The following is a 16,052-nucleotide window of genomic DNA, read 5'->3' as shown; positions in this document are numbered from 1 at the left end:
CAAATACGTGAAGACCGCAACGCCATGCCGATGCATTAACGCATTTTTGTGGCAAGGCTGTCTGGAAAGCAGCGGCCGGAAAAATTCCCCTCAAAGGGACCAGGGCGCAAATTCCGGCGCGTTGACCGCGATCAGCTCGCGCTGGCCCGGCCGCGAGCGCGGCGCGGCGGCTTCGACGACCTCATAGGCCGTACGGTCGCTGAGCAGCGCCTTCAGGGCATGGGCGTTCATCTTGTGGCCGCCGCGATAGGAGCGGTAGCAGCCGATGAACTGTGCACCGGCAAGCGCAAGGTCACCCACGGCATCGAGCGTCTTGTGGCGCACGAACTCGTCCTTGGCGTACCGCAGGCCCTCGACATTGATCACGGTGTTGTCATCGGAAATGACGACGGAATTTTCCAGCGACGAGCCGAGCGCAAAGCCGGCGGCCCAGAGCTTTTCCACGTCGCGCATGAAACCGAAGGTGCGGGCGCGCGACAGTTCGTTGCGGAACGCTGTCGGCGTAAGGTCGCCCTTCCAGGACTGGCGGCCGATCAACGGGCAGTCGAAATCGATCTCGACTTCGAACCGCGTGCCGTCATAGGGCGAGAACTCAGCCCAGGACGCGCCTGCCTCGACGCGCACCGGCTTGACGATGCGGATATAGCGGCGCTTGACGGCAAGCGGGATGAGGCCGACCTGGTCGATCGCGTCGATGAACGGCGCAGAGCTGCCGTCCATGATCGGCATTTCGGCGCCGGTGACTTCGATCAGCACGTTGTCGAGGCCAAGCGCGTACAGCGCAGCCATGACGTGCTCCACGGTGGCGATCATGGTGGCCGGCGAAAAGCCGAGGACCGTGCAGAGGTCCGTGTTGCCGACCTGTGCGGAGACCGCGCGGTATTCGCTGACGGTACCGTCGTCGTGCAGGCGCTGGAAAACGATGCCGCTGTCGGCTTCGGCAGGATTGAAGGTGATCGAAACGGCCGCGCCGGAATGGACGCCCGTGCCCGAAATGGTCACCGGGTTCGCAATCGTCGTCTGGAAACCGAGCATACCGATCGTCATGTGCATTCGCCTCGTCTTACTGTCGGCTCATTCCTCGCCGACATTCTGTCTTTCATGGGCTCGCGGAAGCCCCGGTCTTTCATTGGCCCAAGGAAACCCTTGGCCGGGCGCGCTGCGCCCACCGACAAGTCCGCCTCGACGTCTGGAGTGATTTGATGCTCTCCGGCGTGATGCCGGCATCCGATCCCTGACTGGCCCCTGTGCCTAGCCTGAATGTAGTAGGTCCCTCAGGGCTACACAAATCACTGTTTCTTTCGCTTTGTAACGCTTTATCTCGGCGGCAAGCTCTTGAAATCAGAGGCGAATCAAAAATGCCCGGACCAGGGTCCGGGCATTCTGAAAAACGATCTCCGGGAAGACCTCAGTTCGACTGGCGGCGCAGGAAGGCCGGGATTTCGAGCTGGTCGTCCTCACCGAGCGAACGCGGCTGCGGATTGGCGCGGCCATGGTCGTCGAGCTGGCCGCGGCGCGGAGCATAGAGGCTGGCTTCAGCCGACAGCGGGCGGCGCTGCTGCTGGGCCTGCGGTGCCGGCTCCTGGGCGACCTGCGGCTCCTCGTGACGGCCGAGCGAGGACGTCAGGCGCTTCAGGAGACCCATCGGGCCGCGCTCTTCGCTGTGCGAGGCGACCGGCTGCTGGGCAGCGCGATGGTCGATCTCGGCCTGCACGACCGGCGGGAAGTCCTCGATCTTCGGCATGCGCATCGTCTGCGGCTCCTGCCGGATGATCGGAGCGGACGGTTCGACGCGCTGCTGCATGACCGGAGCCTGGTGCATCGGCTGCTGCTGGACCGGACGCTGCGCCGGCATTTCGGCCGGAGCGGCGAAGAGACGGTTCTGCAGGCGCGGCTCTTCCTGGGTGGAAGCGACCGGCTGCTGCACCGGAGCCGGACGGTTCACCGGAATGGCCAGTTCCCGCTCGAGGCTCTCTTCCGAGGCACGGATGGCTTCGGCGATCGGATCGACGAGCGGCTGCTGGGCAACCGGCTGCTGCATGACGGGCTGCTGCATGACCGGCTGCGGCTGAGGCGCGACGGCCTGGAACTGCGGCTGGACCGGAACGGCGGCGGAGGGACGAACTACCGGCTTGCTGAGGCTGCGAAAGTCAGCATTACGTGCAGCCACCTCCGAGGCCGCGCGGTCGATACCGGTTGCAACAACGGAAACGCGGATCAGGCCTTCGAGCTCTTCATCGAAGGTAGCGCCGAGTATGATGTTTGCGTCCGGATCGACTTCCTCGCGGATGCGGGTTGCGGCTTCGTCGACTTCGAAGAGGGTGAGGTCACGGCCACCCGTGATGGAGATGAGCAGGCCCTGTGCGCCCTTCATCGAGGTTTCGTCGAGCAGCGGGTTGGCGATCGCGGCTTCGGCAGCGGCCATTGCGCGGCCTTCGCCCGAGGCTTCGCCCGTGCCCATCATGGCGCGGCCCATCTCGCGCATCACCGAACGGACGTCGGCGAAGTCGAGGTTGATGAGGCCTTCCTTGACCATCAGGTCGGTGATGCAGGCGACGCCCGAATAGAGCACCTGGTCGGCCATCGCGAAGGCGTCGGCGAAGGTGGTCTTGTCGTTGGCGATGCGGAAGAGGTTCTGGTTCGGGATGACGATCAGGGTGTCGACCGACTTCTGCAGTTCCTGGATGCCTTCTTCGGCAAGGCGCATGCGGCGGCCGCCTTCGAAGTGGAACGGCTTGGTGACGACGCCGACCGTCAGGATGCCCTTGTTGCGGGCGGCCTGGGCGACGACCGGAGCCGCACCCGTGCCCGTGCCGCCGCCCATGCCGGCGGTGACGAAGCACATGTGGGTGCCGTTGAGGTGGTCGATGATCTCGTCGATGCACTCTTCGGCGGCAGCGCGGCCGACTTCCGGCTGCGAGCCGGCGCCAAGACCTTCGGTGACGGCGACACCCATCTGGATGATCCGCGTCGCCTTGGTCATGGTCAGCGCCTGGGCGTCGGTGTTGGCAACGACGAAGTCGACGCCTTCCAGGCCCGCGGTGATCATGTTGTTGACAGCATTGCCACCGCCCCCGCCGACACCGAAGACGGTGATGCGGGGCTTCAGCTCGGTGATGTCCGGCTTCTGGAGCTTGATAGTCATTGCAGTGTTCCTTTCGTTTCCGGCCGCTTCGCCCAGCCGGTCTATTCCCAAAACTCAAATCTCGGTCTTTCCCGGCACTACGCCGCCGGAAAACCCGTCAGAAACTTTCCTTCAGCCACTGGCCCATGCGGGCAATGCGGCCGTTGCCACCCGTGAGCTGCGAGAGCATGCCGCCCTGCACAGCGTGTTCTTCCAGTTCCGCGACCTGCGGATAGATCATCAGGCCGACCGCTGTCGAAAAGGCCGGGCCCTTCGCCGCCGTCGGCAGGCCGGACACGCCGAGCGGGCGGCCGATGCGGACATTGCGGGCGAGGATGCGGCGCGCGACTTCCGGCAGGCCGGTGAGCTGGCTCCCGCCGCCCGTCAGCACGATTCGTTTTCCAACGATCGGCGAGAAGCCGGAGCGCTGGATGCGGTCGCGGATGAGTTCGATGGTCTCTTCGATGCGGGCACGCACGATCCGCGAGAGCAGCGCACGCGGCACATGGGTCGGCTGGTCGCGGTCATCCTCGCCGATCGGCGGGACGGTGACGATGTCGCGCTCGTCGGCCGCGTTCGGCAGCGCCGAACCGTGCACGACCTTCAGGCGTTCGGCATCCTCGATGCGGGTCGAAAGACCGCGTGCAAGGTCCGTCGTGACGTGGTGGCCGCCGAGCGAGACGGCGTCGGAATGCACCAGCTTGCCTTCGGCGAAGACGGAGATCGTCGTCGTGCCGCCGCCCATGTCGATGCAGGCGCAGCCGAGTTCGACTTCATCGTCGACGAGGGCGGAAAGGCCGCTGGCATAGGGCGTCGCGACCATGCCCTCCACGGAGAGGTGTGCGCGGTTGATGCACAGTTCGAGGTTCTTCAGCGCGGCGCGCTCCGCCGTCAGCACATGCATGTCGACGCCGAGCACGTCGCCGAACATGGAGAGCGGATCGCGGATGCCGCGCTCGCCATCGAGCGAGAAGCCCGTCGGCAGCGAGTGGAGGATGGCGCGGTCCTGGCGCAGCGACTGCTGGCCGGCAACGGCAAGCACCTTGCGCAGGTCGTTCGCGTCGACTTCCTGGCCACCAAGATCGATGGTCGCGGTGTAGACGTCGCTCTGGAGACGACCGGCCGAAACGTTGACGATCAGGCTTTCGATGGTGAGGCCAGCCATGCGCTCGGCCGCATCGACGGCAAGGCGTACGACGCTTTCGGCCGCATCGAGATCGGTGATGACGCCGTTCTTCACGCCGCGGGATTTCTGGTGGCCGATGCCAATGACTTCGACATTGTGCGTGCGGCCGGGCAGGATCTCGCTCTCGGCGCGCGGCGTCAGCCGGCCGATCATGCAGACGACCTTGGTGGAGCCGATATCGAGGACCGAAACGACATGTGCCCGCTTGGAGGAAAGCGGCTTCAAGCGCGGCAGGCCAAAATGGGACGAACCGAAAATGCTCATGTGCGCTTCGCTGCCTTCTTCAGGTCCTTCGTTCTCTGCTCGACCGCCGCATTGCGGCGTTCCAGCGCCCCTTCCGTCAAACGAACCGTCGTGCGGTCTTCCAACCGAAGATCAACGGCCGCGATGTCCCGTTCCAGAATGCCCTGCTCCGCTTCAAGCGTTGCCAGCGTATCCATGGCGCGCGGCACGTTGTGCTCCGGCAGCTTGACGACGATGCCGTTGTCGAGCCTCAGGTCCCAGCGCCGGCCGGCGACCCGGATGTAAGCCTTCACGCGCGCCTTGATTTCCGGCCAGTTGTCGAACTCGTCGGCAAAGCCGGCGGCAGCGGTTTCGGCGTCGCGGCCGACGAACAGCGGCAGCGTCGAAAACTTGTTGTCGCGCAGCGGCGCAATCACGCTGCCGTTCTTCTCGATCAGCGAAAGATCGCTGCCGTGCTGCCAGATGCCGAACGCTTCGCGCTCTTTCAGTGCGATCTCGATCGTGCCCGGATAGATCTTGCGAACCGAGACATCCTCGACCCACGGCAGTTCGGTGAGCTGCTTGCGGGCTTCGTTGACGTCGAGCGCGACCAGCGAGGTCGTGCCATCGAGGCCAAGGCGCTCGAGAATGTCGATTTCCGAAGTCTCGCGGTTGCCGGAAACCTTGACGTCCTCGATGGCAAAGCCGATCGCCGTCGTCGAGGCCTGGGCGACATCCTGCGAATGACCGCCGAGCGACATGCCGTAGAGGCCCGTCGCGCCGATGAAAAGCACGGTCGCGATGCTGCCGGTATGGCGCGGAATGTGGATACGACCGGCCGCAAGGCTGACCAGGAACCGGACGATCCGGCGCAGCGGGCGCGGCAGCACACGACCGGCTTCCGTTTCCGGAGGCCCGACGGGGCGTACCCTGCTCCTTTTGACGCTCAACGCAAACACGACGCGTCCTCCACCATCCACCGCAAGAATTCACCAAAGGAATGGCCGGCATGAACAGCCATTTCGGGCACCAGGGAGGTGGGGGTCATGCCGGGCTGAGTGTTGATTTCCAGCCAGACAAGCTCGCCATTCTCGGAGAATCGGTCGTCGTAACGGAAGTCGGAACGGCTGACGCCACGGCACCCGATCGCTTGATGCGCCTTGAGGGAGAGTGTTTGTACTTTTTGGTAAATATTCGGTGAAATTTGTGCCGGGATGACGTGTTTCGAGCCGCCTTTTACGTATTTGGAATCATAGTCGTAGAAGGCGTGGCCCTGGGGCACCACTTCCGTGACGCCAAGCGCCACGTCGCCCATGACGCCGCAGGTCAGTTCGCGGCCGTAGATGTAGCGCTCGACCATGACGCTGTCGCCATAGCGCCACTCGGACGAGGTAATGATCTGCGGGGGATGAGACTGGTCTTCCTTGACCATGACGACGCCGAAGGAGGACCCCTCGCGCACGGGCTTCACCACATAGGGCGGCTTCATCGGATGCGAGGAGGTGAAATCGAAGCGGTTCATCAACCGCTGCTCGGCGATCGGAATGCCCGCCGCCTTGGCGACGATCTTCGCCTGCGCCTTGTCCATGGCAAGCGCCGAGGCGAGCACGCCGGAATGGGTATAGGGGATCTCGAGATATTCGAGCACGCCCTGGATGGTGCCGTCCTCGCCGAAGGGGCCATGCAGCGCATTGAAGGCGACATCGGGCTTCAGTTCGGCAAGCACGCTTGCAACATCGTGACCGACATCGACACGCGTGACCTTGTAGCCCTCGGCCTCAAGCGCGTCGGCGCAGGCGTTGCCCGACGAAAGGCTCACCGGCCGTTCCGACGAAAAACCACCCATCAGCATCGCGACATGCTTTACGCTCATAGAACCCCCAACTGAATTCCGCACACTGCCTCTCGTCCCTTGCGCGGACCTGATTTGCCTCTGCGATCCGACTCGGCGAGCGAGTTGGGACCACTAGAGCGCCATTAAGGTTAATGAAGCGTTTACTTTCGTTAACCGCGGCCGCCCGGAGGCGAATTTTCCTGTCCCGAATCAAGTCACGCTTCGATTCTCTCTCTGGAATCAGAGAGTTGTGACGGACGCAAGAAAAAGAAAAATTTAGCTCTTCCTAAAGCGGCACCGAACGGCCGCCGCCTGCCCGCAAAGGCTTGGTAAATGCGGGATCACCCGAAAGCGTACGAAAAGTACGATTTTTTACCGTTCAGCGTACTTTTATTGTTTCACCGACCGATCGGTTGACGTAATAGAACGGCGCTGCCTCCCAAGACAGCCTCAAAACCAAGAAAAGGCACCCACGATGAGTGATACGCTCGCTTCCGGGTCGCCGACCGCAACGCATTCCAACCGCGCCGGGCTCAACTCCCCGGCGCGCGTTCTCTTTGCAAGCCTGGTCGGAACGACCATCGAATTCTTCGATTTCTACGTCTACGCCACCGCCGCCGTGCTGGTCTTCCCGACGCTGTTCTTCCCGAACAGCGATCCGACGACTGCCCTGCTCGCGTCCTTCGCAACCTTCTCGATCGCCTTCTTCGCCCGTCCGCTCGGTGCGGTCGTCTTCGGGCACTATGGCGACCGCGTCGGCCGCAAGACGACGCTGGTGGCGGCGCTCCTGACCATGGGCGTCTCCACCGTGATCATCGGCCTCCTGCCCTCCTACGAGACGATCGGCGTGCTCGCGCCGCTGCTTCTGGCGCTCTGCCGCTTCGGCCAGGGCTTCGGGCTTGGCGGCGAATGGGGCGGCGCGGTGCTGCTCGCCACCGAAAACGCCCCTCCGGGCAAGCGCAGCTGGTACGGCATGTTCCCGCAGCTCGGCGCCCCCGTCGGCCTTTTCCTCTCCTCCGGTGTCTTCTGGCTTCTGCTGCATGTCATGTCGCAGGAATCGCTGCTCGCCTGGGGCTGGCGCATCCCCTTCGTCGCCTCGATCATCCTGATCGCCGTCGGCCTGTGGGTTCGCCTGTCGATCACCGAGACGCCCGCCTTCCAGAAGGCCATCGACAAGCAGGAGCGCGTGGAGGTGCCGGTCGTGGAGCTCTTCCGCAACCACAAGCGCAGCCTCGTGCTCGGCACCTTCGTGGCGCTCGCCACCTTCGTGCTGTTCTACATCGGCTCGGCCTATCTGCTGTCCTACAACGTCAAGATACTGAAGCTGCCCTTCGTCGAAGCGCTGGAAGTCCAGCTCCTCGGCTCGGTGCTGTTTGGCCTCTTCATTCCTTTGGCCGGGAAGCTTGCCGAAAGGTTCGGCCGCCGGGAGGTGCTGATTCTCACGACCGTGCTGATCGGCGCCTTCTCGTTCCTCCTGCCGGGCCTGATGACGGGCGGCGAGAGCGGCATCTTTGTCTTCGTCATCCTCGCCATGACGCTGATGGGCATGACCTATGGTCTGATCGGCACGGCGCTCGCCGCGCCCTTCCCGACGAAGGTGCGATATACGGGCTCGTCGATCACCTTCAACTTCGCCGGCATCTTCGGCGCGTCGCTTGCGCCCTATATCGCGACGTGGCTCCAGGCGAACTACGGCATGACCTATGTCGGATACTATCTCGGCCTGTCAGCCGTCATCACGCTCGTCTGCATCCTGCTCTCGGGCAAGGAAGAAGTCTGAGCCCTTCGTGGCTTCCTTCAAAAAACCCGCCGCGGCAACGCGGCGGGTTCTTTTTTGTCCGCAATCAGTCGTCCTCGCCGACGATCTTCCAGATCACCGCGCCGACCACGGCGCCGAGGACCGGGGCGAGCCAGAACAGCCAGAGCTGCGAGAGCGCCGCCGTATCGGCAAAGAGCGCCGCGCCGGTCGAGCGGGCCGGGTTGACCGAGGTGTTCGTCACCGGGATCGAAATGAGGTGGATCAGCGTCAGGCCGAGGCCGATGGCGATCGGCGCAAAACCGACGGGCGCACGGCCATGAGTCGATCCGAGGATGATGATGAGGAAGAACGCCGTCAGCACCACTTCGGCAACCAGCGCCGCCGTTAGCGAGTAACCGCCCGGCGACAGGTCGCCATAGCCGTTCGAGGCGAAACCGCCCGCCTGGAAGCCTGTCTTGCCGGACGCGATGAGGTAGAGCACCGCCGCCGCCGCAACCGCCCCGACGACCTGCGCCACGATATAGGGCACGAGGCTGGAAGCCGGGAATTTGCCGGCGACCGTCAGGCCGACAGAGACGGCGGGATTGAAATGCCCGCCGGAAATGCCGCCGACGGTATAGGCCATGGTCAACACCGTGAGGCCGAAGGCGAAGGACACGCCGAGATGGCCGATGCCGACCTCCGGGAATGCGGTAGCCAGCACCGCACTGCCGCAGCCGCCGAAGACAAGCCAGAACGTGCCGAGGAATTCGGCCGAAAGTTTCTTGAACATGAATGCCCCCTGGTCAAAACCCCGCTGGAGCGAGGCTTCATCGCGCAACCATCGCGCGATCCAGCATAGCTTTCGCTAAACCCCTATGAACAGGGGCTGAACAGGAAAAATAAATGTTCGTATTTTCTAATTAAGCACATTATTTCCGCTCGAAACCAGAGCCGGTTTCGCCTGCGCCTCGTCTGCCTCTCCGACATATCTCCAGGCCACGGCACCGATGATGGCGCCGAGAAGAGGGGCGAGCCAGAACAGCCAGAGCTGCGACAGAGCCGCCGTCTCGGCAAAGAACGCGACACCCGTCGAGCGCGCCGGATTGAGGGACGTGTTGGTGACCGGTATCGACACGAGGTTGATCGCCGTCAGGCTGAGACCGATGACGACGGGCGCAAAATCCACCGGCGCACGCCGATGGGTCGAGCCGAGGATGATGAACAGGAAGAGCGCCATCAGCACCACCTCGGTCACAAGACCCGCCGTCAGCGAATAGCCGCCCGGCGAGAGATCGCCGTAACCGTTCGCAGCAAAACTGCCCGCCTGGAAACCGGCGTTGCCGGAAGCGATGAGATAGAGAACGGTGCCCGCCGCCGTCGCACCGGCAACCTGCACCACCGCGTAGGGCAGGATATGGGCAACCGGAAACCGGCCGGCGATGGCAAGGCCCACGGAAACGGCAGGGTTCATATGCCCGCCGGAAATGCCGCCGATCGTGTAGATCATCGCCATCAGCGCGATGCCGGCGGCTAGGGAAATACCGGCAAGACCGACGCCACTCTCCGGAAAGGCCGCAGCCAGGATTCCGCTGCCGCAGCCGCAGAAGACGAGCCAGAACGTGCCGATGAACTCGGCGGCGAGTTTCTTGTTCATGAATATCCCCATCAGGGCCCTGCGCGCAGAGCCGCATCGCGCGCCGGAGGCGCGACGTCACACAGTTTCGTTTCGGTGAACTTGCCTGTGGGGGAGAGGGCGCTTGTCAAAACGCCCCAGCAAGAGTGTTGTCGGATCAGGCCGTTGCGCGGCCCAGGAACTCCTTGACCTCGTAGCCCGGCATGAAATTGCCGAGGCGCTTGATTTCCCATTGCAGCATGATGCCGGAATGCTCCAGCACGCGGCTGCGCACGGTCTCGCCGAGATATTCCAGCTCGTAGCCGGTCGCCTGACCCGTGTTGATCATGAAGTTGCAGTGCATCGGCGACATCTGTGCGCCGCCGATCATCACGCCGCGGCAGCCCGCCTCGTCGATCAGCTTCCAGGCCGAATGCCCCTCGGGATTCTTGAAGGTCGAACCGCCGGTCTTCTCGCGGATCGGCTGCACGGTCTCGCGATGCTGGCGCACCGCATCCATCCTGGCGCGGATATCCGTCTTGTCACCCGCCTCGCCCTGGAAGACGGCGTGGGTGAAGATCAGGTCGGCAGGCGCAGCCGAATGGCGATAGGTATAGCCCATGTCCGCATGGGACAGCACATGCGGGTTGCCCTTGCGGTCAATCGCATGCACCTCCACCACGAGGTCCTTGGTCTCGCCGCCATTCGCGCCGGCGTTCATGCGCAGCGCGCCGCCGATCGAGCCGGGAATGCCGTAGTAGAATTCGAAGCCGGCAATGCCGTGGTCGAGCGCCATGGCGGCGATGTTCTTGTCCGGGCAGATCGCGCCGGCCTTGATCCGGTTCTCGCCAACGAGCTCGACATCACCGAACCCCTTGGCCGAAAGACGAATCACGACGCCGGGAATGCCGCCATCACGCACCAGAAGGTTCGAGCCGACACCGGTCACCGTGACCGGTACTTCCTCCGGAACCAGCTTCAGGAACGTTGCAAGGTCTTCGCCGTCATGCGGATGGAACATCAGCTCGGCAAGGCCGCCGGCCCGGAACCAGGTGACGCGATCCATCGGCGCATCGGGCGTCAGGCGGCCACGGACCTCCTTGATCCCCTCACCCAACGACGCCAGAAGTTTTGCACCATCCACCTGCTTCATGCCACCTGCCCCGAAATGCCTGCCAAGTCCTTCGGCAGCGCCTGCGCCCAATACGTGATGCTGCCAGCCCCCAAGAGAACCACAAAGTCACCGGGCTTTGCAATGCCGGCGACGATCGGCGCCAAAGCTTCCGGCGACGACAGGAAACGCGCGTCCCGGTGGCCGGCGGATTTGATACGGGAAACCATTTCCTCCGCCGTGACGCCCTCGATGGGGTCCTCGCCCGCCGCATAGATCGGCGCGATCATCGCCGTATCGGCATCGTTGAAGCAGCCGGCGAATTCTTCGAACAGGCTCGCGACGCGGCTGTAGCGGTGCGGCTGGTGAACGGCAATGACGCGGCCCGTGCAGGCCTCGCGCGCCGCGCTCAGCACGGCCTTGATCTCGACCGGGTGATGACCATAGTCGTCATAGACGTTCACGCCGTTCCAGCTGCCCGTCAGCGTGAAGCGGCGCTTGACGCCGCCAAAGCTGGCGAGCCCCTTGGCGATCGCCTCCGGCGCGATGCCGAGACGCTGCGCAACGGCAATCGCCGCCGTCGCGTTGGAAACGTTGTGGCGACCCGGCATCGGCAAGCGCAGGTCCTTCAGGGAAATGACCTGGCCGGTGCGGCGGCGGCGGATCTCGACGTCGAAGACCGAGGTCGCGCCGTCCATGCGGATATTGCCGAAGCGCACGTCGGCCTGCGGGTTTTCGCCATAGGTGATGACCTTGCGGTCCTCGATGCGGCTGACCATGGCCTGCACTTCCGGATGGTCGAGGCACATGACGCCAAAGCCGTAGAACGGCACGTTTTCCACGAACTGGCGGAAGGCCGCGCGCACGGCATCGAAATTGCCGTAGTGGTCGAGATGTTCGGGGTCTATATTGGTGACGATAGCGACATCCGCCGGCAGCTTCAGGAAGGTGCCGTCCGATTCGTCGGCTTCCACCACCATCCATTCGCCCTCGCCCATGCGGGCATTGGTGCCATAGGCGTTGATGATGCCGCCATTGATGACGGTCGGGTCAAGGCCGCCGGCCTCGAGCAGCGTAGCGACCATCGAGGTCGTCGTCGTCTTGCCATGTGTGCCGCCGATGGCGATGGCATTGCGGAAGCGCATCAGCTCGGCAAGCATCTCCGCCCGACGCACGACCGGCAGCAGCTTTTCCCGCGCCGCGACGAGTTCCGGATTGCTCTTCTTGATCGCGGTGGAGACGACGACCACTTCGGCGTCGCCCAGGTTTTCCGCCTTGTGGCCGACAAAGACCTCGATGCCCTTTTCGCGCAGGCGCTGCACGTTGGCGCTATCCGCCTGGTCGGAGCCCTGGACCTTGTGGCCGAGATTGTGCAGCACCTCGGCAATGCCGCTCATGCCGATGCCGCCAATGCCGATGAAATGAACGAGCCCTATGCTCTGCGGCATCTTCATGGCCGTTCTCCCTTGAATTGTGCGCCCTTGAACTGTGCAATGGGCTTGCCGCCCGCAATAGCCTCAACCATCAAGGCGAGCAAGCGCGCGGCATCCGGTTTGCCCGCCTTTCTGGCGTTTGCGGCCATCTCCGTCATGCGCGCCGGATCGTGCATCGCCTTCGAAACGATGCTGGCAAGCCGCTCCGTCGAGAGCTCTCCTTGCGCGATCACCTTCGCCCCGCCGCCCGCGGCGAGCGCCGCGGCGTTCGCCGCCTGGTCGTGATCGAGCGCATAGGGATAGGGCACGAGGATGGCAGGGCGGCCGATGACCGAGACCTCCGAGACCGTCGAGGCGCCGGAGCGGCTGATGACGAGGTGGGCGTTGCCGATACGCGCGGCCATGTCGGTGAAGAAGGGCGAGACGTCGGCGGGAATGCCGAGCTCGCCATAGGTGCGCACCACCTCGTCGCGGTCTTCCGGCCGCGCCTGCTGGGTGATCCTGAGCCGCATCCGGTCCGCCGGCTCGAGCGCCGCGATCGCCGAAGGGATGGCCTTGGAGAAGAACTGCGCGCCCTGGCTGCCGCCGAACACCACGAGACGGAATTCGCCATCCGTCGAGGCCTGGTAGGGAATGTTTGCGGCTTCGAGCACAGCCGGGCGGACCGGGTTGCCCGTCGTCACCGTCTTTGCCGCATAGGGACCGTCCGTTTCCGGCAGGAAGCCACCGGCAATCGCCTTGACGCGGTTCGCCAATGCCTTGTTGGCGCGGCCCATCACGGCGTTTTGCTCGTGGATCATCGAGGGAATGCCCATGCCCGTCGCGGCGATGAGCGGCGGCACGGTGGGATAGCCGCCGAAGCCGACGACGACCTTCGGCTTCAGCCGCGCCATCAGTTTTCGCGCGACGCGAATACCCTTCCACAGTGTGAACAGCGACTTGACCACACTGACCGGGTTCTTCGAGCCGATCGTCGCCGACGGCACGACATGGATCTCGTCTGCCGGGAACTTGCCGGCAAAACGTTCGGCACGGCTGTCGGTGACGAGATGCACCGACCAGCCGCCGGCCTTCAGCTCATGGGCGAGCGCCTCTGCGGGAAAGAGATGGCCGCCGGTACCCCCGGCGGCGAGAAGAACGATGCCTTTGTTCATGCAAAACCCTTATTCGGCAGGCGCCATGATACCACCACGGAACAGGCTGCGCTCGGAGGCGCGCTTTTCCGGACGGTGGCGGGTCAGCGCCAGAATGAAGCCGGCCGTCACGCAGATCGCGATCATCGACGAGCCGCCATAGGAGATCAGCGGCAGCGTCATGCCCTTGGCCGGCAGGAGTTCGAGGTTCACACCGATATTGATCATCGACTGCGTACCGATCTGCAGCACGAGGCCGGCAACGGCGAACCGCGTGAAATCGTTGCGCTCCTTGAAGGCATGGTTGAGGCCGCGCATCACCACGAAGGCGAAAATCATGACGATGACCATGCAGAAGAGAATGCCGAATTCCTCGGCCGCGACGGAGAAGATGAAGTCGGTGTGGCTATCGGGGATGATGCGCTTGACGGTACCCTCGCCCGGCCCCTGGCCGAACCAGTCGCCGCGGATGATCGCCTCGCGCGCCGTGTCCATCTGAAACGTGTCGCCCTCGCCGGTCAGGAACTTGTCGATACGGCCGGCGACGTGCGGCAGGAAGGTATAGGCCGTCAACAGGCCGCCGACGGCAGCACCGCCAAGCACGATGATCCAGAGCCATGGCATGCCGGCCATGAAGAACATGCCGCCCCAGACGGCGGCGGTCAGGATGGTCTGGCCAAGGTCGGGCTGGGCGACGAGCAGCGCCGCGACGATGCCGAAGAGGATGATGGCGAAGAGGTTGCCGGGGATTTCCGGCTGGCGGGCGTGTTCGGCGAAAAGCCAGGCGCAGATGACGACGAAGGCCGGTTTCATGAATTCCGACGGCTGGATGGAGAAGCTGCCGATGGAAATCCAGCGCCGCGAGCCCTTGACCTCGACGCCGAAGAACAGCGCCAGCACCATGGCGGCGATCGAGATGACGAGAAGGATCATCGCCGCCCGCCGCACCTGCCGGGGCGTCATGAAGGAAATGCCGAACATCACGGCGATGGCCGGGATCAGGAACATGGCGTGGCGCTTGACGAAGTGGAAGCTGTCGAGCCCGAGGCGCTCGGCAACCGGCGGGCTCGCCGCGAAGGACAGCATGAAGCCGAGGCCCATCAACAGGATGAAGGCCGCCAGGAAGAACCGGTCTATCGTCCAGAACCAGTCCGCCAATGCACCACGTTCGGCACGACTAACCATGTTTCAATCCTCTGTTTCCACCATTCCGGACGCAAGCCGCCGCGAGCGCCTGCCGGAATCGCTTCGTCTAAACCTCGACCAGCATGGACACGCCCGGCAGCGCCGCGACATGTTTCACGAAGGCATCGCCTCTCACTTCAAAGTTCTTGTACTGGTCGAAGCTTGCGCAAGCCGGGGAAAGCAGAACGGCAACCGGGCCGTTTCCTTCCCGCTCGGCATCCGCCGCCGCGTCCTGAACCGCCCGCTCCAGCGTACCGGACATGTCGAAGGGTACCGCCTCGCCCAGTGTTGCCGCGAAGGCGGGCGCCGCCTCGCCGATAAGATAGGCCTTGGCGATCTTCGGGAAGAAGGTACCGAGCGAGGAAATCCCGCCCTCCTTCGGCACACCGCCGGCAATCCAGTAGATGCGGTCGAAGCTCGACAGGGCGGGTGCCGCCGCATCGGCATTCGTCGCCTTGGAATCGTTGACGAAGAGCGTGCCGCCCTTGCGCCCAACCGGCTGCATGCGATGTTTGAGGCCCGGGAAGGACGCAAGGCCGGCGCGGATCTCGTCCTCACCGATACCGACGGCAAGGCATGCGGCGACGGCGGCTGCGGCGTTCTGGGCATTGTGGGCGCCGCGCAGGGTCTGGATCAAAGAGAGGTCCGCGATCACACGGGTCGCACCACCTTGCGCGAAGATGAGACGCGGCCCCTCGGCATAGATGCCGTCGGCCAGAACATTGCGCTTGGAGATGCGCACGACCTTCGTGCCGGCCCGCTCGACGCGGTCGGCAATGCGTTCGCAAAAACTGTCGTCGACGCCGACGATAGCGGTCCGGCTGCGGGCGACAAGGCGTTCCTTGACGTCGGCATAGTGCTCCATCGAACCGTGCCGATCGAGATGATCCGGCGTCAGATTGAGCAAAATGCCGGCGGACGGATTCAGCGTCGGCGCCAGATCGATCTGGTAGGAGGAGCACTCGACCACATAGAAGCGGCCGGCCTTCGGCGGGTCGAGCGTCAGCACCGCAGTGCCGATATTGCCGCCGAGTTGGGTATCGCGCCCGCTCGCCTTGAGGATATGGGCGATCAGCGCCGTCGTGGTCGATTTGCCGTTCGTGCCCGTTATGGCGATGAAGGGGCAATCGGGCGCGTGCGCCCGGCGCTCACGCACGAAGAGCTCGACATCGCCGACGATCTCGACGCCGGCGGCGCGGGCAAGCTCCGCGCTCCAATGGGGCTTCGGATGAGTGAGCGGCACACCGGGCGAGAGCACCAGCGCGTCGATGGCCGTCCAGTCGAGATTGTGCAGGTCACCCGTGCGGATACCTGCGGACGACGCGTTCTCGACGCTTGCCGCGCTGTCGTCCCAGGCGGTGACGTCGGCACCGCCGGCGGCAAGCGCCAGCGCCGTCGCAAGACCGGAGCCGCCGAGCCCGAAGAGCGCGACCGTCTTTCCCTTGAAGGTGGTGACGGGGATCATGGCCTC

13 protein-coding genes are annotated in these 16,052 nt (G+C 64.2%); 1 reads left to right on the top strand and 12 read right to left on the bottom strand.

The window, feature by feature from the left end:
• Positions 1-90: 90 nt before the first annotated feature.
• The 5 genes from lpxC to EXZ48_RS08500 all read right to left on the bottom strand — a co-directional run bounded on the left by lpxC (position 91) and on the right by EXZ48_RS08500 (position 6,405).
• Positions 91-1,047, bottom strand: coding sequence for a UDP-3-O-acyl-N-acetylglucosamine deacetylase (gene lpxC / locus EXZ48_RS08520; RefSeq protein WP_050744603.1), 957 nt, complete (start codon positions 1,045-1,047; stop codon positions 91-93).
• Positions 1,048-1,408: 361 nt separating this feature from the next.
• Positions 1,409-3,145, bottom strand: coding sequence for a cell division protein FtsZ (ftsZ, locus tag EXZ48_RS08515; RefSeq protein ID WP_130515335.1), 1,737 nt, complete (start codon positions 3,143-3,145; stop codon positions 1,409-1,411).
• A gap of 97 nt (positions 3,146-3,242) precedes the next feature.
• Positions 3,243-4,574: a cell division protein FtsA gene (gene ftsA / locus EXZ48_RS08510; RefSeq protein ID WP_023515848.1), complete on the bottom strand. Its 1,332-nt coding sequence runs from the start codon at positions 4,572-4,574 to the stop codon at positions 3,243-3,245.
• Positions 4,571-5,491, bottom strand: coding sequence for a cell division protein FtsQ/DivIB (locus EXZ48_RS08505; protein ID WP_023515847.1), 921 nt, complete (start codon positions 5,489-5,491; stop codon positions 4,571-4,573). Before EXZ48_RS08505 ends, ftsA begins: the two co-directional genes overlap by 4 nt.
• Positions 5,479-6,405, bottom strand: a complete 927-nt coding sequence (locus EXZ48_RS08500) for a D-alanine--D-alanine ligase (RefSeq protein WP_024271548.1) — start codon at positions 6,403-6,405, stop codon at positions 5,479-5,481. Before EXZ48_RS08500 ends, EXZ48_RS08505 begins: the two co-directional genes overlap by 13 nt.
• A 436-nt stretch (positions 6,406-6,841) precedes the next feature.
• On the opposite strand from EXZ48_RS08500, the gene EXZ48_RS08495 reads away from it, so the two are divergent.
• The gene (locus EXZ48_RS08495) at positions 6,842-8,146 is read left to right on the top strand and encodes an MFS transporter (RefSeq protein ID WP_130515333.1); all 1,305 of its coding nucleotides are present in this window, start codon (positions 6,842-6,844) and stop codon (positions 8,144-8,146) included.
• A 64-nt stretch (positions 8,147-8,210) separates the two neighbouring features.
• Here EXZ48_RS08495 and aqpZ (EXZ48_RS08490) read toward each other — a convergent pair whose 3' ends face one another.
• The 7 genes from aqpZ (EXZ48_RS08490) to murD all read right to left on the bottom strand — a co-directional run bounded on the left by aqpZ (EXZ48_RS08490) (position 8,211) and on the right by murD (position 16,046).
• Positions 8,211-8,897 carry an aquaporin Z gene (gene aqpZ / locus EXZ48_RS08490; RefSeq protein ID WP_130515331.1) on the bottom strand — a complete coding sequence of 229 codons (687 nt, stop codon included), beginning with the start codon at positions 8,895-8,897 and terminating at the stop codon, positions 8,211-8,213.
• A gap of 126 nt (positions 8,898-9,023) precedes the next feature.
• Positions 9,024-9,761, bottom strand: a complete 738-nt coding sequence (gene aqpZ, locus EXZ48_RS08485; protein WP_130515329.1) for an aquaporin Z — start codon at positions 9,759-9,761, stop codon at positions 9,024-9,026.
• Between the two features lie 136 nt (positions 9,762-9,897).
• Positions 9,898-10,872, bottom strand: coding sequence for a UDP-N-acetylmuramate dehydrogenase (gene murB / locus EXZ48_RS08480; RefSeq protein WP_050744536.1), 975 nt, complete (start codon positions 10,870-10,872; stop codon positions 9,898-9,900).
• Positions 10,869-12,284 carry a UDP-N-acetylmuramate--L-alanine ligase gene (murC, locus tag EXZ48_RS08475; protein ID WP_023516473.1) on the bottom strand — a complete coding sequence of 472 codons (1,416 nt, stop codon included), beginning with the start codon at positions 12,282-12,284 and terminating at the stop codon, positions 10,869-10,871. Before murC ends, murB begins: the two co-directional genes overlap by 4 nt.
• On the bottom strand, positions 12,281-13,417 hold the full coding sequence (murG, locus tag EXZ48_RS08470; RefSeq protein ID WP_130515327.1) for an undecaprenyldiphospho-muramoylpentapeptide beta-N-acetylglucosaminyltransferase: 1,137 nt from the start codon (positions 13,415-13,417) through the stop codon (positions 12,281-12,283). The genes murC and murG overlap by 4 nt, the downstream gene beginning before the upstream one ends.
• 9 nt (positions 13,418-13,426) lie before the next feature.
• On the bottom strand, positions 13,427-14,581 hold the full coding sequence (gene ftsW / locus EXZ48_RS08465) for a putative lipid II flippase FtsW (protein WP_023516471.1): 1,155 nt from the start codon (positions 14,579-14,581) through the stop codon (positions 13,427-13,429).
• 67 nt (positions 14,582-14,648) lie between these two features.
• Positions 14,649-16,046 (bottom strand): UDP-N-acetylmuramoyl-L-alanine--D-glutamate ligase, encoded by a 1,398-nt coding sequence (gene murD, locus EXZ48_RS08460; RefSeq protein WP_050744533.1) that lies wholly within the window; start codon positions 16,044-16,046, stop codon positions 14,649-14,651.
• Between the last annotated feature and the right edge of the window lie 6 nt (positions 16,047-16,052).

The sequence above is a fragment of the Shinella sp. JR1-6 genome, assembly GCF_004284735.1.
Classification (GTDB): Bacteria; Pseudomonadota; Alphaproteobacteria; order Rhizobiales; family Rhizobiaceae; genus Shinella.
This window is presented reverse-complemented; position numbering and strand designations above follow the sequence as displayed.